This is a genomic window from Streptomyces sp. NBC_01012 (assembly GCF_045162755.1).
Classification (GTDB): Bacteria; Actinomycetota; Actinomycetes; order Streptomycetales; family Streptomycetaceae; genus Streptomyces.
On record NZ_CP108688.1, the window covers coordinates 204,027 to 226,602 of the forward strand.

General features: G+C 70.1%; 22 protein-coding genes. 6 read left to right on the forward strand and 16 right to left on the reverse strand.

Annotated elements, in window-relative coordinates:
• Positions 1-19 precede the first annotated feature (19 nt).
• The 3 genes from OG623_RS00860 to OG623_RS00870 are packed head-to-tail and all read right to left on the reverse strand — an operon-like array spanning position 20 to position 3,050.
• The gene (locus OG623_RS00860) at positions 20-703 is read right to left on the reverse strand and encodes a DAK2 domain-containing protein (protein WP_406143346.1); all 684 of its coding nucleotides are present in this window, start codon (positions 701-703) and stop codon (positions 20-22) included.
• Positions 700-1,707, reverse strand: coding sequence for a dihydroxyacetone kinase subunit DhaK (locus tag OG623_RS00865; protein WP_406143347.1), 1,008 nt, complete (start codon positions 1,705-1,707; stop codon positions 700-702). Before OG623_RS00865 ends, OG623_RS00860 begins: the two co-directional genes overlap by 4 nt.
• Complete coding sequence (locus OG623_RS00870) at positions 1,704-3,050, reverse strand: MFS transporter (RefSeq protein ID WP_406143349.1); 1,347 nt, start codon at positions 3,048-3,050, stop codon at positions 1,704-1,706. The genes OG623_RS00865 and OG623_RS00870 overlap by 4 nt, the downstream gene beginning before the upstream one ends.
• 173 nt (positions 3,051-3,223) lie before the next feature.
• Between OG623_RS00870 and OG623_RS00875 the strand changes: the two genes are divergently transcribed.
• The 3 genes from OG623_RS00875 to OG623_RS00885 all read left to right on the forward strand — a co-directional run bounded on the left by OG623_RS00875 (position 3,224) and on the right by OG623_RS00885 (position 6,379).
• A complete protein-coding gene (locus tag OG623_RS00875) occupies positions 3,224-4,111 on the forward strand; it encodes a dihydrodipicolinate synthase family protein (protein ID WP_406143351.1) in 888 nt (295 codons plus the stop codon).
• A 72-nt stretch (positions 4,112-4,183) separates the two neighbouring features.
• Positions 4,184-4,882, forward strand: coding sequence for a GntR family transcriptional regulator (locus tag OG623_RS00880; protein ID WP_406143352.1), 699 nt, complete (start codon positions 4,184-4,186; stop codon positions 4,880-4,882).
• Positions 4,883-4,900: 18 nt separating this feature from the next.
• Entirely contained in the window at positions 4,901-6,379 is a 1,479-nt protein-coding gene (locus OG623_RS00885) for an aldehyde dehydrogenase (NADP(+)) (protein ID WP_406143353.1), read from the forward strand.
• Here the strand turns inward: OG623_RS00885 and OG623_RS00890 are convergent.
• From OG623_RS00890 to OG623_RS00920, 7 genes are all read right to left on the reverse strand, one after another.
• Positions 6,366-7,316, reverse strand: coding sequence for an anchored repeat-type ABC transporter permease subunit (locus OG623_RS00890; RefSeq protein WP_406143355.1), 951 nt, complete (start codon positions 7,314-7,316; stop codon positions 6,366-6,368). The two genes, OG623_RS00885 and OG623_RS00890, sit on opposite strands and share 14 nt — an antisense overlap.
• On the reverse strand, positions 7,313-8,083 hold the full coding sequence (locus tag OG623_RS00895; protein WP_406143356.1) for an anchored repeat-type ABC transporter ATP-binding subunit: 771 nt from the start codon (positions 8,081-8,083) through the stop codon (positions 7,313-7,315). The genes OG623_RS00890 and OG623_RS00895 overlap by 4 nt, the downstream gene beginning before the upstream one ends.
• On the reverse strand, positions 8,070-9,032 hold the full coding sequence (locus OG623_RS00900) for a TIGR03773 family transporter-associated surface protein (protein WP_406143357.1): 963 nt from the start codon (positions 9,030-9,032) through the stop codon (positions 8,070-8,072). Before OG623_RS00900 ends, OG623_RS00895 begins: the two co-directional genes overlap by 14 nt.
• Positions 9,029-10,471 (reverse strand): anchored repeat ABC transporter, substrate-binding protein, encoded by a 1,443-nt coding sequence (locus OG623_RS00905; protein ID WP_406143358.1) that lies wholly within the window; start codon positions 10,469-10,471, stop codon positions 9,029-9,031. The genes OG623_RS00900 and OG623_RS00905 overlap by 4 nt, the downstream gene beginning before the upstream one ends.
• A 276-nt stretch (positions 10,472-10,747) precedes the next feature.
• Positions 10,748-12,547: a choice-of-anchor M domain-containing protein gene (locus OG623_RS00910; RefSeq protein WP_406143359.1), complete on the reverse strand. Its 1,800-nt coding sequence runs from the start codon at positions 12,545-12,547 to the stop codon at positions 10,748-10,750.
• Between the two features lie 172 nt (positions 12,548-12,719).
• Positions 12,720-12,929 (reverse strand): hypothetical protein, encoded by a 210-nt coding sequence (locus tag OG623_RS00915; RefSeq protein ID WP_406143361.1) that lies wholly within the window; start codon positions 12,927-12,929, stop codon positions 12,720-12,722.
• Positions 12,930-13,041: 112 nt separating this feature from the next.
• Positions 13,042-14,007 (reverse strand): pirin family protein, encoded by a 966-nt coding sequence (locus OG623_RS00920; RefSeq protein WP_406143363.1) that lies wholly within the window; start codon positions 14,005-14,007, stop codon positions 13,042-13,044.
• Positions 14,008-14,127: 120 nt separating this feature from the next.
• Between OG623_RS00920 and OG623_RS00925 the strand changes: the two genes are divergently transcribed.
• A complete protein-coding gene (locus OG623_RS00925) occupies positions 14,128-14,541 on the forward strand; it encodes a tetratricopeptide repeat protein (RefSeq protein WP_406143365.1) in 414 nt (137 codons plus the stop codon).
• Positions 14,542-14,629: 88 nt separating this feature from the next.
• On the opposite strand, the gene OG623_RS00930 is transcribed toward OG623_RS00925, so the two are convergent.
• Together OG623_RS00930 and OG623_RS00935 are read right to left on the reverse strand one after the other, a co-directional pair.
• On the reverse strand, positions 14,630-15,325 hold the full coding sequence (locus OG623_RS00930; protein WP_406143367.1) for a TetR/AcrR family transcriptional regulator: 696 nt from the start codon (positions 15,323-15,325) through the stop codon (positions 14,630-14,632).
• A gap of 92 nt (positions 15,326-15,417) precedes the next feature.
• Entirely contained in the window at positions 15,418-16,167 is a 750-nt protein-coding gene (locus OG623_RS00935) for an SDR family oxidoreductase (RefSeq protein ID WP_406143369.1), read from the reverse strand.
• Positions 16,168-16,354: 187 nt separating this feature from the next.
• Between OG623_RS00935 and OG623_RS00940 the strand changes: the two genes are divergently transcribed.
• Complete coding sequence (locus OG623_RS00940) at positions 16,355-16,921, forward strand: GNAT family N-acetyltransferase (RefSeq protein ID WP_406143371.1); 567 nt, start codon at positions 16,355-16,357, stop codon at positions 16,919-16,921.
• Positions 16,922-16,938: 17 nt separating this feature from the next.
• Here the strand turns inward: OG623_RS00940 and OG623_RS00945 are convergent, their stop codons facing one another.
• The 4 genes from OG623_RS00945 to OG623_RS00960 all read right to left on the reverse strand — a co-directional run bounded on the left by OG623_RS00945 (position 16,939) and on the right by OG623_RS00960 (position 20,893).
• On the reverse strand, positions 16,939-17,613 hold the full coding sequence (locus OG623_RS00945; protein ID WP_406143373.1) for a 4'-phosphopantetheinyl transferase: 675 nt from the start codon (positions 17,611-17,613) through the stop codon (positions 16,939-16,941).
• Entirely contained in the window at positions 17,610-18,527 is a 918-nt protein-coding gene (locus OG623_RS00950) for a metallophosphoesterase family protein (protein ID WP_406143375.1), read from the reverse strand. The genes OG623_RS00945 and OG623_RS00950 overlap by 4 nt, the downstream gene beginning before the upstream one ends.
• Before the next feature lie 118 nt (positions 18,528-18,645).
• Positions 18,646-19,821 carry an epoxide hydrolase family protein gene (locus OG623_RS00955; protein ID WP_406143377.1) on the reverse strand — a complete coding sequence of 392 codons (1,176 nt, stop codon included), beginning with the start codon at positions 19,819-19,821 and terminating at the stop codon, positions 18,646-18,648.
• Between the two features lie 121 nt (positions 19,822-19,942).
• Positions 19,943-20,893 carry a MerR family transcriptional regulator gene (locus OG623_RS00960; protein WP_406143379.1) on the reverse strand — a complete coding sequence of 317 codons (951 nt, stop codon included), beginning with the start codon at positions 20,891-20,893 and terminating at the stop codon, positions 19,943-19,945.
• Positions 20,894-20,997: 104 nt separating this feature from the next.
• Here OG623_RS00960 and OG623_RS00965 point away from each other — a divergent pair, with 104 nt between their 5' ends.
• Complete coding sequence (locus OG623_RS00965; protein WP_406143381.1) at positions 20,998-22,527, forward strand: alpha/beta hydrolase; 1,530 nt, start codon at positions 20,998-21,000, stop codon at positions 22,525-22,527.
• Positions 22,528-22,576: the final 49 nt, after the last annotated feature.

Consider the following 22,576-nt stretch of genomic DNA (forward strand, 5'->3'; position numbering starts at 1 on the left):
CGGGAAGTACCGACCGAGGTCAGGAGCCGGTCTGTGGGGCCGCCCGCACGAGGCCGTCCTGCACCTCACCGGTGGCGTCGGCGCTGTGCAGGTGGTCGGTCAACTCCCCCGGAGCGACCCCCGCGACCCGCGCGCGGCACCAGAAGAGGAGCGCGATTCCCAGAGCGCCGGGGTCGGGAGAGCCGATGGCCCGGTTCCCGACGTAGGAGGCGCGGCCCCTGCGAGCGCGGAGGGCGGCGGTGGCGCGGGCTCCTTCCAGCGCGGCATCGGCCACGCCTCCCGGGCCGGCTCCCGCTTCCAGGGCGTCCCGGGCCGGGGCGAGGGTGTCCACCAGGGTTCGGTCGCCGGGTTCGGCCTCACCTACGCGCTGGATCGCGGCGAGCCCCTCCCGTGCACCGACCCGCCAGGCCTCCTGCTCGTCCTCCGGGTGCGCGGTGTGGGCATGGGCGAGCTCCTGGAAGAGCAGGCCGATGAGCGGACCGCTGGTCCCGCCCACCTCGTCGAGGAAGACCGCGGCGGCCACGGTGAACGGCGGCTCGGCCGGCCGGTCCGCCAGCGCGGCGGTCACGAGGGCGAGTCCGTCACGCAGGTTGTCGCCGAAGTCGCCGTCTCCGGAGAGCTGGTCGAGGGCGGTGAGGGCCGGATGGGCGGTACGGGCCGCCTCGGCGAAGGCGGTCAGGACGGGCAGGGCGTCGTTGCTCATCGGGCGGACTCCGTGACGGGGAAGGCAGGGGTGCGGGCAGGGGCGTGCCAGTGGGCGTGCCAGTCGTCGCGCAGCGCGGTGAGCGTGAGGGAGAAGCCACTCATGTCCAGGGCGGGGACGAAGGTACCGACGAGTCGTCCGGCCACCTCCAGGCCACGGTTCTCCAGCAGGGCGGTGACCCGTGAGTGGATCGCGTGGAGCTCCAGGAGGGTGGTCGCGCCGAGGCCGTTGACCAGCAGCAGCACGGAGCCGGTCGTGTGCGGCAGGGCGTCGAGGAGTTGCCCGGTCATCCGGTCGACCAGCGGCTCGAATCCGGGGTGCTCCAGGGTGGAGACCGCACGTTCGCCGTGGATCCCGACGCCGTACTCCAGTGTCCCGTCGGGGAGCTGGAAGGCCTCTCCGCCGCGGGAGAAGGAGGTCTGGGCGCGGGATGCGACCGCGACACTACGCGAGGCTGCCGCGAACTCGGCACCGAGCGAGGCGAGTTCATCGAGGCCGAGGCCGGCATCGGCCGCCCCGCCGAGCAGTTTCTCGACCAGCACCGTCGCGCCCGTGCCGCGCCGTCCCGTCGCCGTCTCGTCGCTTTCGGTGGCCAGGTCGTCGTCGACGAGGACCCGTCGTACGGGGATGCCCTCGGCGCGCAGACGCTCGGCCGCGATGCCGAAGTTGATGCGATCGCCCGTGTAGTTCTTGACGATGTGCAGCACCCCGCCCGCACCGGCGGCGTCCCGGGACGCCTCGAAGACCTGACGGTTGTGCGGGGAGGCGAAGACACGTCCCGGTACGGCGGCGTCCAGCATTCCGGAGCCGACGAAGCCGGTGTGCAGTGGTTCATGGCCTGAGCCTCCGCCGGAGACCAGGCCCACGCGCCGGGCGGGGTGCCTCTCACGGGCGGCGACGTACAGCGGGTTCTCGTTGAGCCGCAGCAGACCGGGATGGGACAGCGCCAGGCCGTTCAGGGCGTGCTCGACGGCGTGGTCGGCGGGCAGGAAGAGGTGGTTCACGAGACCTGCGTCCTTTCGGGACCTGCGGGGCGGTGCACGAGGTCGGGGGTGGCTCCGGCCTCACCCTGCCGGAGACGGGAGGCGGCGAGGCCGGAGACGAAGGCGACTGCCACGCAGTAGACGATCAGCCAGGACCAGTGGCCGCCGCCGAGGGACAGCAGCGCGGTCCCGATGAGCGGGGAGAGGCCGCCGCCGAGGGTGGCGCCGAACTGCTGGGTGACCGACAGGCCGGTGTACCGGACATCGACCGGGTAGAGATTGGAGAACAGCGCGCCCTGGGCCCCGTACATCGCGGCGTGTCCGATACCGAGCCCGAGGGTCATGCCCACGGCGTACGCCCAGAACTGTCCGGTCTCGATCAGCAGGAAGAAGGGCAGCGCGAGGACGGCCTGGAAGAGGGCGCCCGCGACGTACACCTTGCGGCGGCCGATGCGGTCGGAGAGTGCGCCGAAGAGCGGCAGGGTGAGGCACTCGACGGCACAGGCGATGAGGACGGCGAGCAGCACCGGCCCCTTGGGCAGGTCGAGTTCGGCGGTGACGTAGGTGATGGCCACCACGTAGTAGATGTTGAACAGACCGCTCTCGGCGATCTTGGCGAGCACCGAGAGGACGACCGTGCGTGTGCGGCGGGTGAGGACTTCGCGCACCGGCAGGCTCTGGACCTCGCGGTCCTCCCGCATCTTGACGAACTCGGGGCTCTCGGTGACGTGCAGGCGCATCCAGACGCCGACACCGACCAGCAGGATGCTGGCCAGGAAGGGCAGTCGCCAGGCCCAGGAGTCGTAGGACCCCGAAGGGAGCGTGCTGTCCAGGACGGTCACAAGACCCACCGGTATGAGGACACCGGCCGGTGTTCCGATGTGTACCAGCGAGGTGAAGAAGCCCTGCCGCGACGGCGGGCTGTACTCCAGGGCCATGAGGACACCGCCGCCGTACTCGCCACCCATGCCCAGCCCCTGGATCAGGCGGATGAGGACGAGGAGGAGGGGCGCGGCCATGCCGATGCTGTCGTACGAGGGCAGCAGGCCGATCGCGAAGGTACCGAGTCCCATCATCAGCATGGTGGTGATGAGGACGTTCTTGCGTCCGATGCGGTCACCGTAGTGGCCGAAGATGATCCCTCCGAGCGGGCGGGCCGCGTAGCCGACGAAGTATGTGGCGAAGGCGGCCAGCGTGCCGACCAGAGGTGACGCGTCGGGGAAGAAGACCTTGTCGAAGACCAGTGCGGCGGTCGTCGCGTAGAGGGTGAAGTCGTAGTACTCGACGGTGGTGCCCAGTGCGCTCGCGGTGACGACCTTACGCAGGGACGCCCTTGATCGAGGGGTGGAGGCCGGTGCGGGCATGCTCGCTCCATTGCGATGGCGGCTCGGGGTGATGCGGTCGGTTTCCGTCGCCGTTCGGGGGACGCCGGTGGTGTCCGGATTGCGACGGTACTCCTGACGGGACCGCATGCTAATGTCTGATGCATCAGACATTACATTCGCAGTCTGTGTGCGGCAATACCCCAGGAGGACACGTGAAGGACATACAGCTCGGCGGGATGATCTCCACCGTGGTGACGCCGTTCGACGAGAACGACGAGGTCGATCTGGACCTGCTGCGGGGCGAGGTGACGTACCTGCTCGCCCAGGGCGTGACGGCCATCTGCGCCTGCGGCAGCACCGGCGAGGGACAGACCCTCTCGCTGGAGGAGAGCGTGGCGATCTGCGAGGTCGTCGTCGACGAGGTCGCCGGCCGGGTCCCGGTCATCGGCGGTGTCATCCAGAACTCGACGGCACAGGCCAAGCGCTACTCGCTCGCCCTGAAGGAAGCCGGGGTCGACGCACTCCAGGTCACGCCTGTGCACTACGTCTTCGCACCGTCGCCCGAGGAGACCGTCGCGCACTACCGCGAGATCGGTGAGGCCACCGACCTGCCGATCGTGCTCTACAACGTCGTCCCCTGGGCTCTGGTCCCCGTGGACACGATCGAGATGCTGTCCGCCGTTCCGCAGGTCGTCGCCGTCAAGCAGTCGGGCGGCGACATCCATCTCCTCGCCGATCTGCTGCACCGGCTGCGCGACCGCTTCACCGTGCTCGCCGCCCTGGACGACCTGCACTACCCGGCGTTCGTGATGGGCGCCCACGGTGCGCTCGCCGCCATCCCGACCGTGACACCCAGGCTGAGTGTCGAGCTGTGGGACGCCGTTCAGGCAGGCGACCACACCACGGCCCTCGCACTCCACGAGCGGATCCTCACGGTCTGGCGTGCCATCGACGCCCCCAACCTGCCCGCGACCCTCAAGGCCGCCCTGGAACTGCTGGGCCGCTCCCCCGGACTGCCCCGCCGGCCGTTCAAGCCCGCCACCGAGGCCGAGCGCGATCGCATCAGGACCGCCCTCCGAGCGGCTAACCTGATCGACTGAACAGCGATCGTGATCCGTAGGGAATGCGCGTCCAGGGAAGGACGCGTCCGAGAAGAGCAGAGAGAGAGCACCGTGGCCACCACGTCCGCCCGCGGCCGTCGCGGGAGCAGCCCCCTGGTCGTGGAGTCGATCTCCGAACAGCTCTATTCGATCCTCTGCGAACGGATCACCACCGGAGCGTACGCACCGGGCTCGCGGATCGATCCGCAGGCCATCGCCGCCGAGTTCGGTGTGTCACGCACCCCCGTGCGTGACACGCTGGTGCGCCTCGAACACGACCGCCTCGTCGAGACCCGCCCCAGGTCGGGCACCTTCGTCACCCGGCCGTCCCGCCAGGACGTCCACGAGGTGTGCCAGCTGCGCAAGGCCCTCGAATGGCTCGCCACCGGCGTCGCCGCTGAGGCGATGCCGGCCGAGCAGATCACCGATCTGCGCGAGGAGGCCGTCGAGGCGATGCGCGCCGCCGAACGAGGCGACTACGAACCGTTCTTCGCCAGCGACACCCGTCTGCACCGGGAGATCATCGCGGCCACCGGCAACACGCGGCTGATCACGGCCCGGGAGTCGGTCGAGCCGTTCGTCTACTGGCTGCGCGTCCTCGGCGCCACCGGCCCGCACCGCTTGGCCGGCTCCACCCGGCGCCACCTGGAGATTCTCGACGCCATGGCCGCCCGGGACGTCCCGGGCGCGCAGGAAGCCGCAGCACTCCACCTAGTCGAAGTCGAGGAGTGGACGCTGGCCGACATGGCCTCCCACTCCATCGTCACCTGACCCTTTTCGAGGCCCGTCATGAGCACCGACATACCCGGCGCCCCGCCGTCAACGGGCGCCACCGACACCGTTTCTCCGTCCCCTTTCCCTGGCACGTCGTCCGAAGGCCCTGCGGGGCCGCCGCTCGACGCCGTCCTGGACCGCGCCCGCGCAGCCGCCGACGAGGCCCGCACAGCCACACCCGCCGAGCGGGCGCGCTGGCTGTCCGCCGTGGCGGACGCCATCGACGCGGCGGCTGACACCCTCCTGCCGGTCGCGCAACGCGAGTCGCATCTCCCCGACACCCGCCTCTCCGGAGAACTACGGCGCACCACCTTCCAGTGCCGGCTGTTCGCCGACCGGCTCTCCACGGGCGCCCTGGACGACATCCACATCGACCACGCCGACCCCGACTGGCCGATGGGCGCGCGACCCGACATCCGACGCACCACCGTCCCCCTCGGTCCGGTGCTGGTCTTCGCCGCGAGCAATTTCCCCTTCGCCTTCAGCGTCGTCGGAGGAGACACCGCCAGCGCCCTGGCAGCGGGCTGCTCCGTGGTCGTCAAGGCCCACCCGGGTCACCCTGAACTGTCCCGGCTCACGGCCGTCACCGCGCGGACGGCCCTGGGGGACGCCGGCGCACCGCCTGACCTGCTCCAGCTCGTCGAAGGCGAGCAGGCCGGAGCGGACGCCGTACAGGACCGTCGTATCAAGGCCGTCGGGTTCACCGGTTCCACGCGGGGCGGGCGTCACCTCTACGACCTGGCGGCCGCCCGTCCCGACCCCATCCCCTTCTACGGGGAGCTCGGCTCGACCAATCCGGTCGTCGTCACCCCCGCCGGGTGGGCCGAGCGTCCCGAGGAGATCGCCACGGGTTTCGCCCAGTCCTGCACGATGGGTTCAGGACAGTTCTGCACCCAGCCGGGCGTGATCTTCGTCCCCGACGCCGATCAGTTCCTCGCCGCGCTTCCTCCGGTGACCGCGGGACCCATGCTCAACGAGCGCATCAGCACGGGCTACGCGCAGACCCTCCAGGAACTCTCCGCCAGGGACGGCGTCGAGATCGCGCAGCGCACCCCCGGCGGGGAGGGACGGCCTGACGTCGTCATCCTCCGGACCACCGCCGAAGCCGTACGGTCCGACCCCTCGCTCATCACCACGGAAGTCTTCGGACCGGCATCCCTCGTCGTCGGCTACCGGTCCCCGGACGAGATCGACGCCGCCCTCGCCGGACTCGAAGGCACTCTGACCGGAACCGTGCAGGCGGGCCGTACGGACGACGAGGACGGTCTACGGATGCTGGGCCTGCTCGCCCGGTACGCCGGACGCGTCATCTGGAACCAATGGCCCACCGGAGTCACCGTCAGCGACGCCCAGCAGCACGGCGGCCCCTGGCCCGCTTCGACCGCCCCCACCACCACCTCGGTCGGCACCGCGGCGGTCCGACGGTTCCGCCGGCCCGTGGCGTTCCAGAACGTACCCGTCGCCGCGCTGCCGCCCGAGCTCAGGGACGCGTAGGGAAGTCACGCGGTCCGGCCGTGGCTGTGACCCGCGACTCCGCCGTGTCGTTGGAGATCGCGTCCGCTTCCGCGCCCTGGCCGGCCTTCCTGCGGCGGCTTCCGCCCATGAGAAGGCCGTGCCGGGGCGCGCACAGCCAGCAGACGATGAACACGGCCGTGACGACGAGCACGATCAGCCCACCGGCCGCGAGGTTGAAGGCATACGACAGGTACAGACCCGTCACGGCCGAGGCACCACCGATGACCGGCGCCAGCACCATCATCACGCCGATCCGGTCGGTGAGCAGACGTGCGCACGCGGCGGGTGTGATCAGCAGGGCGAGGACCAGGATGTTGCCGACCGCCTGCAAGGAGATCACCACGGTCACCGTGACGAGGGCGTACAGGACGATGTCCAGGACGAAGACGGGCAGCCCGGCGGCTCGGGCGGTCTCCCGGTCCAGGCTCACGGTGACCAGTTCCTTGTGCACCGCGGCTGCGACCAGCAGCAGCACCGATCCCATGACCGCGACCGTGGTGACGTCTTCGTCACTGATGCCCAGAATCTGCCCGAAGAGGAAGGACTCGAGTGATCCGCTGTAACCGGGCGCGGTACTGAGAATCACGATGCCGAGTCCGAAGGCCGCGGCGAAGAAGACGCCGATGACCGTGTCCTCCTTCAGGCGCCGGTTCTGGGAGAACACCGCGACGGCCACGGCTGTCAGCAGCCCGGCCACCGCGCCGCCGACCACCAGGTTGAACTGGAAGACGAAGGCGATGGCCACCCCGGGGAAGACCGAGTGGGACACCGCGTCGCCGATGAACGCCATGCCGCGAAGCACCACATGTGCTCCGACGACGCCCGAGACCACGCCGCACATCACGGCCACAGCGAAGGCACGCTGCATGAAGAGGTGGTGCCACGGGTCGGCCAGGAAGTCGATGACAGCGCTCACTTCGTCACTCCCAGGGACGTCAGCAGTTGGTCGGAGCCGGCCACCCCGAAGGCGCGCAGCCAGACGGAGGAGTCCCGCAGGGTGTCCGGAGGCCCGTCCGCGATCACTGTCCTGTTGAGCAGGCACAGTCTGTCGGCCATGTCCGCGGCGGCGGCCAGATCGTGTGTGGTCATCAGCAGTGCCTTGCCCTCCTCGCGCAGGCGCTCGAAGAGTGAGGTCAGCAGTTCCTGTGTGGGGACGTCGAGGCCGGTGAACGGCTCGTCGAGAAGGAGCAGTGTGGGTTTCAGCGCCAGGGCACGGGCCACCAGCACACGTTGACGCTGTCCGCCGGAGAGTTCACCGATCGGGCGGTGCCTCAGATGGGTCATGGCAACCCGTTCGAGCGCCTCGCTCACGGCGTCGCGGTCAGCGGGCCCGACCCGGCGCAGCCAGCCGATGCGATGGACGCGTCCGGTGAGTACGGCCTTCTCCACCGACAGGGGGAAGTCCCAGGCGAACTCATGGCGCTGGGGGACGTACCCCACCTCGCCCCTGGCCCGGTCCGCGGGCCGGCCGTCGAGCAGAACGGTGCCGCTCCGAGGGGTGAGCAGCCCCAGTACCGCACGCAGAAGAGTGGTCTTTCCGGCGCCGTTGGGGCCGATCAGACCGACGAGTTCGCCGGTACGGACCGTCAGCTCCACCTGGTCGAGGGCGATCCGTCCGCCCAGCTCGACATCGAGGGAACGTACCCGCAGTGCGGGCGCGTCCGTGGTCTCAGGCCGGTTCATCGGTCTCTCCCTTCCCCGCGGCGGGGGCATCGGTCTCTGCGGCGGGAGCAGGTTCCTCACGGCCGCCGCGTCGTCTGCTTCGTCTGCGTCGTACGGCGATCAGTGCGGTGGCCCCGACGAGGGCCACTGCCCCGATGCCCCACCACAGCGCCGTCGAGGAACCAGGGCTGTCCGGCGAGCCGTCCGTCCGCGCGTGAGCGGGGCTGTTCCGGGTTTTCCGGTCCTCGTCGCTGCCGGCGGAGTCGCTCGCAGTGAAGGCCTTCTCCGGGTCCTGGGGACCGACGGAGAAGTGAAGGGTCCTGCGGCTGTCGTACGTCCTGCCTTGCTTCGTCGTCGCCTTCATCCGCATGTCGAGCAGATAGGTGCCCGGCTCGGTGAACGCCCAGTTGCCGTGCACATGGGTGTTGACGTCGATCCCGGTCTCCTGCGGCAACCGCGCGGTGCTGTCGAACACGGTCTCCGGCGTGCCGAAGGCACCGTTGAGGAACAGTACGAAGTCACCCGGCCCGGTGACATCGGTCAGTTCCCACGTCACTTCCCGTACCACCGACGCGGTCACCTCCGCGTCCTGGCTGTTCCAGCCCGGCCACACCACACCCTCCTGCTGCGCTTGCGGCAGCACCCAGACGTCGTCGCCGGAATCGCCGAGGAAGCCGAACTCCTCACCACCCGGGGCCTCGATCCTCGCCGGGTCCCCGACCTGGAGGACGACATCGTCCGTGTCACGCCACACCGCGGGGTGTGCCGTGCCGTCGTGGATCTGAACGGTCCAGCCGTCCTCCGCGAAGCGCGGTCCGATGTCCACATGTCCGGTGCTGATGACCGTGCGCCCGGTGGCCGTTTCTGACTCGGCGGCGCCGTCCGCCGCTGCGGGGAGCGCCGCGGACAGGGTGAGGCAGACGGCCGCGCTCAGGGCCCTGGCGGTGTGTCGCAGTGCGGTGCTCGTCACTTCTTCTCGCCTCCGAGGCAGGACAGAAGCTCATCCGCGTTGTGGCGCATCATGTCGGTGTAGTGCCGCACGTCGTCGTCGAAGGCGTCGCCGTAGAGCGTGCAGACCTGGACGTTCTGGTCCTCCGCGACCTGGTTGAGCACTGTGGCGCGCTGTACGAGGTTGGGTTCCATGAAGACGGCCGGGATCTTGAGGTTGCTGATGGTGCGGGTCAGCTTCCGCACGTCGTCCGCGCTCGGTTCCTGAGCGGGATTGGGCACGACGAAGCCGGCGATCGACACACCGTAGGCGTCCTTCAGGTAGCCGAACGCGTCGTGGGTGGTGACCAGTTGCCGCCTCTCGGCGGGTATGCGTCCGATCCGGTCCGCCATGTAGGCGTCCACGTCGTCGAGCTCACCCTCGTAGGAGCGGGAGTTGGCGCCGTAGGTCTCGGCGCCCTCCGGGTCCTCCTTCGTCAAGGTGTCGCGTATCAACTGCACGTAGGCCTTGGCGTTCTCGGCGTCCTGCCACAGGTGCGGGTCGATCTCACCGTGCACGTGCTTGCCCAGAACCGCCTGCGGAAGCTGGTAGATCTCCGCGCCCTGCTCGCCGAGAAACGAGAACTGCTTCCCCGACGGGACCTTGTCCAGCGCCCGGTTGGGCACGTCTATGACGACGTCACCCGGAGGGATCTCCTCCTGCTCCGCGCCCTCGGTGCGTGAATCGGTGAAGACCGATATCCGGCCCGAGTCGATGTTCACGGTCAGATCGCTGTGTCCGTCGTCGAGAACGGTGTCCCCGGATCCGGCGACGGTGTGCGGATCGACGCCCACCGCGAAGGTGAACGTGCCCTTTCCGACCGGTTCCGCTTTCGCACCCGCGTTCTTCAGCTTGGCCTCAAGGGTCAGCCTGTAGACACCGGGTTTGGTGAAGGCCCAGTTCAGGTGCGTATGGGCGGCCGGGGGCAGAGAGGCGGTGTCCTTCGCGGTGAAGCCGTCGGCCGAGTCGAAGTAGACGTTCGGCCGGCCAAGTGACTCCGTCAGATAGCCCTTGAGTTCCCCGGGCCCCTCCAGGCCGGTCGCGGAGAGCTGTACGTCGGAGGAGCGGGTCGCACCGCGTTCCTCGCCTTCTCCCTTGACCCGCAGTCCCAGCCAGATGACATCCAGACCGATGTCTTCGACCAGCGGGATGACGTGGGCGCCGTAGGTCTCGGATGCCTCGGCGAGCGACACGTTCGGCGTGCCCTTTCGCGCGTTGGAGTCGATCGTCTTGATCAGCGCGTGTTCCTCGAGCAGGAGATGGTTGGTGAAGGTGACATCGGCCCGGGACACCGCGTCCGCGTCGGCAGGGGTGGGCTCGTACGAATGCGGATCACCGCCCGACGGGACGATGGAGTCGACATGGACCCGGTCACCGCCGACCTGCCGGACCAGGTCGGCCAGGATCTCGGTCGTGGTCACCACCCGCAGAGCGGCGTCCGGGTCCTCGTCAGCGCCCGATCGGGCGTGACCTCTGCATCCGGTTACGGTCACGGCGAGCACGGCGAGCACAGTCAGTGCCCGCGTCGCCGGTCGGGGCACACGCATGGGGAACAACTCCGGTGGCAGGAGGCAGCGCCGGGCCGGGACGGACCCGGCGCTGCCCGGGAGAGAAGGAACTGCTGGGCCGAACGAACGGTGGTCGTCCTGCCGCTGTGTCGGGTCGCCTGCCGCGCGGGGGCGAGCGACACCTGTCTGTTACTGCGGGTCGCCGGCAGTCTCCGCCGCCGTACCCTTCTTGCGCCTGAGTACGAACCACACGGCCAGAGCCGCGACGACGACCACGGCGCCGGCTCCCGTCCACAGGACGGCCGTGCTCGACGAATCGGACCGCTCCTGATCGGAGGCCACGGCCCCCTGGGCGCCGGACTTCTTGGCCCCACTCACCTTCAGCACCGGCACGGTGCCCTCGGCGACCACCTTTCCGTCCGCGTCCTTGACGGTGGCCAGGACCTGGGCGCCGTTCCAGTCCGCGGGCACGGTGCGCTCCATCGTCGCGCCCCGGGCGCCGGCGATCTCGGTGAAGGGGTTCTCCGCGTTCTGGCGCACGGACCAGGAGACGGAGTGGCCCTTCGGCGCGTTGCTCACCTCCGCGGTGAACGAGGCCTTCGCACCGGCCGTGTACTGCTCGGTGTCCTGATCGACCCCGACGGTGACGGCAGACGTCTCGTCACCCGCGTCCACGGACAGGGTGAGGGGTGCGGACTCGGCGAGCACGGCGTGGTCGGCGTTGAAGAGGCGCGCCAGGACCTGCGCGCCGTCGAGGCCGGCCGTCACCGGGAGCTCCTGGTCGGCGAGCCGGGACTCCTCGATCCACTCGTAGGCGCTCTCGCCCGGCCGCTTGAGGTACCAGTGGTAGTGCTCGTCGTCGGTCTTCGGGTTCTGAGCGGACGTGAAGTGAGCCGTGTCCCCCTTGTGGTACGTCTTCCTGTCAGCGGTCACGGTGAGCTGCGTCGTGGGATCGAGCGCCCGTACGTGCACGGTGGTCGGCTCGGACTTCTCGACGGCCTTGCCGTCCTTCAGCAGCTCCGCGTACACCTGCGTACCGTCGAGCACACGGTCCGGCTTCGTGGTGTAGACCGCCGCCTGCTGCTCCGGGTCCTCGGAGTAGTCGCTCTCGCCTTCCTTCTTGACGTACCAGCGGTATGCGGAGTCCTCCTCGGCCTTGCCGGAGGAGGCGGTGAGATCGATGGTCTGCCCGACGAAGTACTCGGCGTCCACCTTGCTGGGGGTGATCAGCAGCCCTTCGGCGTCCTCGCTGTAATGGCGGACCTTCTGAGGTGCGGGTTCCTTCTGCTCATCGGGCACATCACCGACGATGAAACGTACGGTGGCGGTGTCTTCCAGAGCCTTGCCGTCGGCGAGCGTGGCGTGGACGCTGAAATCGATGTCGTAGGTGCCCTGTTCGGTGAACAGCCAGTTGGCGTGCGTGTGCGAGCCGACCTCTCCCGACACACTGCTGAAGGCCGAGCCGGGAACTATGAGCTGGCTGACCTTCTTGTTGCCGAACCCGCCGGGCTGAGTGACGGCGAACGTGGGTGACTTCGCTTCACCGGCATAGGCGAAACCCTCGAAGTCGATGCTGACCGTGCCCTTGAGCTTGCCGTTGGGGATGCCTTCGAAGGACCAGCCCGGCCAGACCACGGACGTGTCCTGCGTCTGCGGGCTGATCCATGCCTCGGAGCCCGGTTCACCGAGGAAGGCGTACTCCTCCGGCAGTTCGATGCGAGAGGTCTTGGTGTCGGGTATGTGCAGGGCCAGGTCGTCGGGGTCGGCCTCACCGTCGTCCGTCAGGGAACGGATGGTCAGATCGTCGCCCTTGATCACCGGGTACACGGCGTCGACGTGCTGACCCGCACCCAACACCGTGCGGTGACCGGCCGGACCGGTCGCCGCCGCTGCCGGTGCGGTGACCGCCAGTGCGAGCACACCTCCCAGCGCCAGCAGCGAGCATGCGCGACGGACGCGCCTGGGGGCGCGCCCCGGGAACAGAGTCATCAGTGCCTTCCAAGGTGGGGCGTTCGCTTAGATGAGAACCATACACAGAATGAAAACGATATTCATTTCACTGTGTGTGACATAGCTCTCCGCCGGAGCGGGACCGAGGCGGGACGGGGGCGGGACCGGGGCGGCCGGGCCGGGCCGGGCGGGGCCGAGGAATGCGCTTGGCTCAAGCGGGCTGCGGAGTAAGCCGCTTGAGGCTCTTGCGGCCGTAGTGCGCGGTCATCGCGAAGTCGAAGCGCAGGACGATGAACACGAACATGGACACCGGTCCGTGAACCCGGGAGGAATCACCAGGACGCGGCTCGCCGGTGGTCGAGCTGACGAGGGCGATGGGCAGGGCGTGCAGGTCGCGCTGCGGGTTGACGATGCTGCCCATGTGGAGCAGGGACAGCGGCACCGGCCGGACGGGGTTCGTGAGGTCCGGGACATCCGGCCGGTACAGCTCGGCGCGGCGGGGAGCGGGGCGCCGAAGAAGACATCACTCCACGTCAGCGCACCCGACCCCGCGGCTTCAGCGCTACGGGCGGCAGTTCGGGAGCAGGGAGCCGGCCGCCGTCGTAGCCGTGCACTTCACCGAAGCGGGAGCCCTCGGCCCATGCCCGCCTGGCCTCCTCGATCTCCTCGTGGGACCGGCCCACGAAGTTCCACCACATGACGATCTCCTCCTCGAACGGCTCACCGCCGAGCAGCATCAGCCCGGCGTCGGAGTCCGCGCGCAGTGGCAGTTCGGTGCGGCCGCAGCCGAGGTAGAGCATCGATCCGGGCAGGACCGGGACACCGTCGACCCGGGCCTCGCCGGACATCGACAGCACGGCGTACTCGAAGTCCGGGTCCAGCGGCAGCCGGGCTTCGGCGCCTTCGGTCAGGGTCAGATCCGCTCCGACGATCGGGGTGTACGACCTGCCGGGCGACGCCGCACCGTCGAGTTCGCCCAGGATCACGGTGGCGCTGAGGCCCGGGGCGGTGACGGTGGGCAGATCGGTGTGGTGCTGGAAATGCGGCTCGACATGCCGGTCGGCGTCGGGCAGGGCCACCCAGAGCTGTGCGCCGTGCAGAAACCTGGCGTGCGGCTTGGGGCTCTCCTCGGAGTGGCTGATCGCACGGCCGGACGTCATCAGACCCAGCTCGCGCGGCCGGATCTGCTGGAGGCTGCCCAGGCTGTCGCGGTGCAGGACCTCACCGTCGTGCAGCCAGCTGACCGTCTGCAGGCCCATGTGCGGGTGCGGCGGCACCTGCATCCCGGGCTCGTCCGCGATGTCGTCGGGACCGTAGTGATCCACGAACGCCCAGGCGCCGACCATACGGCGCCCCAGGTTGGGCAGCAGCCTGCGCACCTCGGTGGATTCGCCGAGCTGGACACGGCGGGGAGTGAGGAGTTCACGTACCGGTTCGGCGACGACGAAGCCGCGTCCCCCGCAGACGGAGGGAACGGCCTGGCGATCGAGATTGCTCATGGCGCACAACCTAATCCCGTACGGTCATCGCGTGCGGGTCCCCACGCCGAAAATTTAGTGGAATATTCAACCACCCTCCCGGGTTGACGTGTCCGGAAAGACTCCCGCGAAGGAGGAGAAGTGGACGACACCTACTACGAGTTCGGTACGCCCGCCGATCGCTGGGACCGGGCGCAGCTGTTCTTCGAGGCGAAGGAATACCTGACCGCGGCGCGGATCCTCGGCGGGCTGGTGCAGGAGGCGCCGGAGCAGGTGGCGCCCCGGCTGCTGCTGGCGCGTGCCTACTACCACTCGGCCAGGCTCGCCAAGGCCGAGGCGGAGCTGCGTGAGGTGCTGGAGCGCAGCCCTGTCGAGGATTATGCGCGGCTGATGCTCGGGCGCACCCTCGAGCGCCAGGGCCGGCAGGCGGAGGCGGCCCCGCATCTGCGGATGGCGCAGGCCATGACCGAGGACCTTGGGCCCGCGCTCCTCGCGCAGGAAGGGACGCAGGAGCGGAAGGAAAAGCAGGCGCAGGGGCAGAAGAACGACGGGTGACAGAAACAGGCCAGGTCACGCATGCCCCGTGAGCCCGGCATGATCCGGACAGGTGGCCCTGGATCCCGGGGCCACCCCTCCGGCAGGCTCAGCCTTCGGTGTTCGACACCCGGTCGAGCCATTCCGTCATCAGCGCCGCTTCAGCCGTACTGAGGCCCGTGCCGTGCGACCGGCGCAACAGGGCTCCCAGGCGGGCCGCCGCCGTCGGGACTCCGGTGTCCACCGGCTCGCTCACGCGCACATCCGGAGTGAAGACCGCCGCGTGCAGTGCGTCGCGCACGCGCGGCGAGACTCCGGCGTCCGAGAAGGTCGCGGGCCGGGAGACCAGCATCAGTGCGACCCCCGTCGTGGCCGACATGATCATCTGGGCGGCCACCTCGGGCGCCACACGTAGCTTCCCCTGCTCGGCCGCCCGCTCCAGGTCCCGCGTCAGGATGCGGTGCGACTCGAGGGCGGCCGCCGGCGGCGTCCTCATCGCCGGGGAGTTCATCAGCCGGTACAGATTCGGGTTCCGAAGAGCGAACTCGACGTGACTGTCCCAGCCGTTACGGAGGTCCTCGACGGGGTCGCCGGTCTCGCCCCGCTCCCGCTTGGTCGCCAGGTAGGCGTCGAAGCCGTGGTCCACGACAGCCGACAGCAGGCCCTCCTTGTCCCCGAAGTGCCGGTAGAGGGCCGGTGCTCCGACCTGCGCCGCCTCGCACACCGCCCGCGTGGAGATGTCCCCGTCCGGCGACTCGGCGACCAGCCGGGCCGCGACTTCGAGGATGCGCGCTCGTGTACTCATCGGGGGGACGCTATCAAGTGCCGCACGGGACGAGCCGGGCGGCGGGAGCGAGGACGCTCGCCCCTGCGCGGCCTGTCCCACTGCCCGGGCGGTCAGATGATGCCGCCGTTGGCCCGCAGCACCTGCCCGTTGACCCAGCGGGCGGGACCGGCGAGGAAGGAGACGACCTCGGCGATGTCCTGCGGGGCGCCGAGCCGTTCGAGGGGAGGCTGCGCGGCCATCCTCGCGACGGTCTCCTCGTCCTTGCCGTCCAGGAACAAGGCGGTGGCGGTCGGTCCTGGGGCGACGGCGTTCACCGTGATGTCCCGGCCGCGCAGCTCACGCGCGAGGATCAGCGTCATCGCCTCCACGGCCCCCTTGGTGGCGGCGTAAGCGGTGTATCCGGGTATGGCCAGCCCCAGCACCGAGGTGGAGAAATTGATGATCGCTCCGCCGGCACGCAGTCGGCGCGCGGCCTGCTGGTCGACAGCGAAGGTGCCCCGGATATTGGTGCGGTACATCCGGTCGAGCTCGTCCAGGTCGAGGTCGACCAGCGGCGACAGCGCCATGACGCCTGCGGCATGGACGACCACGTCGACGCCCCCGAAGGTCTCCTCGGCGGCATCGAAGAGGGCGGCGACCGCCGCCTCGTCGGCGACATCCGCCTGGTGGGCGAAGGCCTCGCCGCCCGCGGCGACGACATGCGCGACCGCCGCCTCGGCCTCGGTCCTGTTCCCCGCGTAGTTGATGACGACCGCGAACCCGTCCGCCGCCAGCCGCTCGGCGCTCTCGCGGCCGATACCTCGCGAACCCCCGGTCACGAGCGCGACCCTGCGAGCGGGCGTGGTGTGGTGCTCGGTCATGACATTGCTCCTGTGGCAAAGAGGCTGTCGGCGGTTCCATGAACCGATCCCTGTCGAGAACAACGCTAACACCATAACGATAGCGTCGCTACCCCTCACAGTAACAATGTTAGTAACGTCGCTACCCTGAGCCGGTCGGCAGAAACCAGGGTGCGCCCGCCCACCGCCCGGTGGTAGTCAGGCCTCCATGGACCCCTCCATGGACCTGGGCACCCTCATGACCGACCGGCTCGCACTGCATCCACTCACCACCGCGGAAGCCACGGCCGTGGAGGCCGGTGACACCCGCCATCCTCCGGAGGGTGCGCGATGGGCTCCCGGATATCCCGACGACGGCGACCGGTCGGGCGCCCGCCGCTTCCTGGCGGCCTGCGTGAGCACGGGCAACCCCCAGCCCTTCGGCCCGTACGAGATCCGACGCCGCACGGACGGACTGGCGATCGGCGGTGTGGCGTTCCACGGCCGACCGGATCCCGCCGGCCAGGTCACCATCGGGTACGGCCTCATCAGCTCCGCACGCGGCCGGGGTTACGCCTCCGAGGCACTCAGGGCGCTGCTGGCCTTCGCCAGGTCCCAGGGGGTCCGTTCCGTGAAGGGCGACGCCGATCTGGACAACATCGGATCCCACCGCGTCATGGCATCGGCCGGCATGCGGCTGGTGGCCGTGGACGACCGTCTGAAGCATTACCGCATCGGCTGGTCCGTCACGTCACGGCAGGACCGGGAGTGTCGATCCGACCGCGCGGACAGGTGAAGGAGAGGGGCGCGGGGTCACACGGCGGAGGCCACGGGGAGCACGATCGCGGTCACCGCGAAGCCGCCGTCCATCAGCCACTCTCCCTCGTACGTCCGCGGCATCCCGGGCGCCGTCGGCGAGAGCCGCGCGACGAACGTTCCTTCGGTGGCGATGTCGGGACTCGTACGGAAGCTGATGTCCGCCTCGTCGAAGTCGAGTTCGATCCGGGTGAGCGGGAACCATGTCTTGAAGACGCTCTCCTTGGCGCTGAACAGCAGCCGGTCCCAGTGGACCGCCGGGTTGTGCGCGCTCAGGAGCGCCGCCCTCTCCCGCTCCTGAGGCAGCGAGATCGCCTCCCACACACCGGTCGGCAGCGGTTCGTTCGGCTCGGCGTCGATGCCGATCCCGCGCGCCTCGGACGCCCTTGCCAGTACGGCCGCACGATAACCCTCGCAGTGCGTCATGCTGCCGACCGTCCCGTCGGGCCACAACGGGACGCCGCGATGGCCGGTCAACACGGGCGCAGGGGGCAGCCCGAGGACAGCCATGGCCCGCCGCGCGCACGCACGGACCGCCGCGAATTCATGTCGGCGCTTGTCCACGCTCGCGGCCACCAGCCGCGCTTCCTCCGGGTACAGAGTGCCCGGAGGAGCGTCCGTGTCGTGGGTGTCCGCGCACGCGACGTACGCGGGGAGAAGCCGTTCGATCACGAGGCGTCGCCCTCGGCTGCCGGAACCTGCTCCGCGACCCGCTCCCCCGCGTACGGGAGGATCTGCCGCAACAGCCCCCGCGGATGGCCCCGTTTACGCCATTCCCTCGGGTAGCCGATCGAGACCTCTTCGAAGCGAACGCCGTCGTACCAGGTCGTCCGGGGGATGTGGAGGTGTCCGTAGACGACGGCTGCGACGTTGAAGCGACGGTGCCAGTCGGCGGTGAGTTCGGTGCCGCACCACTGGGCGAACTCCGGGTACCACATCACGGAGGTGGGTTCACGGACGAGGGGCCAGTGCCCGGCGATGACGAGCGGTACGTCCGGATCGTGCGCGGCCAGCCGCTGCTCGGTCAGTGCCACCCTTGCCCGGCACCAGTCGTCCCGGGTCTCGTACGGGTCCGGGTGCAGCAGGTACTCGTCGGTGCAGACGACACCCGCCTCGTGGGCGCGGGCCAAGGACTCCTCCTTCGTCGACGTTCCCGGAGCCCTGAAGGAGTAGTCGTACAGAAGGAACACGGGGGCCACGGCCACGGGCCCTTCGGGTCCCTGCCAGAGCGGGTAGGGGTCCTCCGGGGTGGACACGCCGAGCTCGCGGCACACCTGGACGAGGTGCTCGTAGCGCGCATGGCCACGCAGCCGTACGGGGTCCTTGTCGACCGTCCACAGTTCGTGGTTCCCGGGGGTCCACACCACATGCGCGAAACGGTCGACGAGCACTTCCAGCGCGCGTTCGACCTCTTCCGCCTGTTCGGCCACGTCCCCGGCGACGATGAGCCAGTCCTCGTCGGATGACGGGTGCAGCCGGTCGGCGACGGGGCGGTTGTCGGCGATGCCCACATGGAGGTCGCTGACCGCGAGGAGTCGGCCGCCACCCGTCGGCGGGCGAGGTACGGACTCAGTGGAGGAGCTCATTGTTCGAATTTACCGTCTCCGCGCGTCCACCGGGGCCGATCCACTCGACATCCCGTCGCCACCTACGGCCTCGTCGCTCTCGACCGCCCCGATCCGAGCTCGCCTGCCCGCCTCGCTGTCAGACGCCTGCCGTCCGGTAGGGGCGGAAGAAGGCGCGGAGCTCCTCCGCGTACAGCTCGGGCTCCTCGAACGGCGCGAAGTGCCCGCCGCGCGGGGGCTCGGTCATGCGCACCATGTTCGTCGTGCGCTCCAGCCAGGCCCTCGGCGGGCGGACGACGTCGCCGGAGAAGATCGAGAAACCCGAGGGCACCTCGACCCGACGGGTGAGCTGGGCGGGCGGGATGGCCGCGTTCGCCCGGTACATGCGCATGGACGACCCGATCGTGCCGGTCAGCCAGTAGAGCATGACGTTCGTGAGGATCTCGTCCTTGGTGAAGCTCCGCTCGATGTCGCCGCCGCAATCGCTCCAGGACCTGAGCTTCTCCACGATCCATGCCGCGAGCCCGACCGGTGAGTCGTTGAGTCCGAAGGCGGCCGTCTGGGGCTTCGTCCGGTGGATCGAGGCGTAGGCCCCCTCCGTACCGCTCCAGGCCGCCACCTCCTCCATCCATGCCCTTTCCTCGGGCGCGAGGTCCGCCGGGTCGCCGGTGAAGACCGGCAGGCCGCCGTCGGTGCGGTGGACGGCCACGACACGGTCGGGATGGTCGAGACCCAGATAGCGGCTCACATGGCTGCCGACGTCCCCACCCGACGCACCGAACCGCCGGTAGCCGAGGACGGTCATGAGTTCGGCCCACAGGCCCGCGACGGCGATCGAGTCGAGGGGCGGGCCGGCAGGCCGGTCGGAGAATCCGAAGCCCGGATTGTCGGGCACGACCACGTCGAACGCGTCGGCGGGATCCCCACCGTGCGCGCCCGGGTCGGTGAGGAGCGGGACGACCTTCGAGTAGCGCCAGAACGAGTCCGGCCATCCATGGCTGAGCACGAGTGGCAGGACCGGTCCGGCAGGCGCGACGGCCCGGGCGTGGACGAAGTGGACTCCCAGGCCGCCCAGCGGAACGCGGAACCGGGGAAGTTGGGCGAGCGCCGCCTCCTGCGCGGTCCAGTCGAATCCGTCCGCCCAGTAGGCGACGAGCTCACGCAGATAGTCCAGATCGGTCCCCAGCGACCAGCCGGCGTCCTCGGGTGCGTCCGGCCAGCGCGTCGCGCGCAGCCGCGCGCGCAGGTCCGCGAGGGCGGCGGGAGAGGTCTGCCGGGTGAACGGCTCGGGACGGGGCTGTGCGTTGTCCGGCATGGACGCATCCTAGGACTTCCCGGTCGGTCGTGTCCCGGGACTTCTCGCCCGGTCGCGTCCTGGGGACGTATCGCCCGGTCGTGCCGGGCTCGCCCCTCGGCCGGGCGGCGGTACCGCGCCGTCAGCGCGGTACCGACTGGGATTCCAGGGCGGCGAGAAGCCAGTCGTGCGCGGTTCCCGGCGTCGGCTCGGGGCGGCCGCCCGGCGGGCTGACCAGCTCGGCCGTCAGCTCCCAGTACCGGTCGATGCGCGGATCGGCCGCGAGCCGCTGTGCGAGGGCCCGGCGGAAGTCCGGGGTGTCGGCGGTGTTCCGGGCGCTCGCGTACGCGTCCACGAACCCGTCCAGCGCATCCCCCGGGCCCGGCCCCCGGTCCTGGCGCATCTCGATGCCCGCCAGGTCGTACGCCTCGGCCAGGCCCGCGTACAGCACGGCCGACGCACGGGCCCCCGCGGTCCGGTGCGCGTGGGGCTGGGTCGGCTCGTCCCCGTCGCAGGGGCCGGTCACCATGGCGCACAGCCCGGCGAACGCGAGCACCTGGCCGGGCTCGGGGTCATCCGGCGGCTGAGGGACCGCTACCTCCAGGAAGGCGGTGACAGCCCCTGCGGGCATCCTCGGCGGCAGCCAGCCGCGCCAGAACCGGGCCAGCGGCGCGGTGCTCGGCGGTGCGGCCACCGTGCCGATCAGACGCAGCCGGCCCGCGCGTTCGGCCGCCGGGCTCTCCTGTACGGAGCGGAGTGCCGCCTCTCTCCAACGCAGCGCCCTCAGCTGCGAGCCGAGTGTGCGCAGCTGTCCCGCGACGGCGTCCTCCAGGGCGCCGCCCGCACGACCAGCGGTGTCGTCCTCGTCCAGGATGCGGCGCACCGTGGGGACGGGCAGGTCCATGGTGCGCAGGGAGCGGATCATCCGCAGCCGCTCGAGGGAGTCGGGGCCGTACCTGCGGTGACCGCCCGCGCTGCGGGAGGCCTCGGGCAGCAGACCGTTGTCGGAGTAGAAACGGACCGTCTTGACGGTCACTCCCGCCCGTTCGGCGAGCTCGCCGATGCCGCACAGCCCGTCGTACGACTGGAACACTTGAACCTCCCTCAGGGGGAGTTCCTACGGTACTCGCGAGAGGGCCGGAGCCGCCCGGTCCGTGGGCGACGACGGCGACGGCGACGACGTGTCGAGGAGAGACCATGACCACGTTCATCCTGGTGTCCGGCGTGTTCACAGGACCGCATGTGTGGGACGGCACGGCCGCTCGGCTGACGTCCGCGGGTGCCGAGGTCCGTGCGGTGGCTCTGACCGGGCTCGGCGGTGCCGGTCCTTCCGTCGGCACAGAGGCCGATCTGGAGACGCACATCGCGGATGTCGTCGCCGTGATCGACTCGGTGGGACAGGGGGCCGGCGGGCAGATCGTACTGGTCGGTCACGACTACGGGATCCATCCGGTGGTGGGCGCCGCCGACCGGCGGGCGGAGGCGGTCGCCCGGATCGTGTATCTGGACTCGGGGCTGCCCCAGGACGGTGTCCCCGCTCTGGCCGCCGTGCCGGACCCGGGTGTGCGCGACGAGGTGCTGCGGGCCGCCGCGGAAGGGACGCCGGGGACGGGCTCGGTGCTGCCTGCTCCGGGACGGGACGGGTGGCAGCTCTGGGGCAGCACCGCCGATGTGCCCGACGCGGCGCTCGACCGGCTCACCGCCCTCGCCTCACCGCAGCCCCTGGCCACGCTGCTGCAGCCCCTGAGGCTGACCGGCGCCGCGGCCGCCCTGCCCATGGCCGGAGTGCTGTGCGCGGGCAACGGAGCGAGCATCGCCATGGTCCAGGCCCAGGTGAATCTCGGTGAACCCGGCCTCCAGCCGCTCACCGACCCCCGGGTGACGTTCTTCGAACTGCCCACAGGGCACTGGCCGATGCTGTCCGGCACCACCGCGCTGGCGGTGACACTGCTGAAAGCAGCGGCGGGCGAAGGGCACCGTCTGACCCCGGTGGACGCCGCCCGGCCGGCGCCACACCTGCGGCCGTTCCTGCTGGACATGCCCGAGGTGCCGTGCGAGCGGACGGACACCATGGACCTGTACCTGCCGCAGGACGTCCATGGACCCCGCCCCGCGGTGGTGTTCGTCCACGGCGGCCCCGTGCCGCCGGGAGCCCGCCCCACCCCCCGTGACTGGCCGACCCTTACGGGATACGCCCGTTACGCCGCGGACCACGGTGTCGTGGGGGTGACCCTTGACCACCGTCTGCACGCGCTGACCGACTACGAGCGGGCAGCCGACGATGTGGCCGACACGGTACGACGGGTCAGGGCCGATCCACGGGTGGACGCGGACCGGGTCGCTCTGTGGTTCTTCTCCGGCAGCGGCCCGCTCACCGCTGACTGGCTGGCGAAGCCCCCGGCGTGGCTGCGTTGTCTGGCGGCCGACTACCCCATCATGGCTCCCCTGCCGAACTGGGGGCGGTTCGACAGCCGGTTCCATCCCGCGGACGCGGTCACCGGGGCGGGATCCCTGCCGCTCGTCCTGGTACGGGCCGGGCTGGAGGCGAACGAGATCGCGGCCACCGTCGAGGAGTTCCTGGCGGCCGCACGGCGGTGCGGTGCGAACATCGAGGTGGTCGACGTGCCGGACGGTCACCACGGGTTCGAGACGATCGACCGGACCGACGCGTCACGCGACGCGGTACACCGTGCGATGGGCACGCTTCTGCGGCATCTGACGGCCTGAGCAGCACCGTGCCGCCCGAGCCGATCACGCGCAGACGGGTCACACGAAG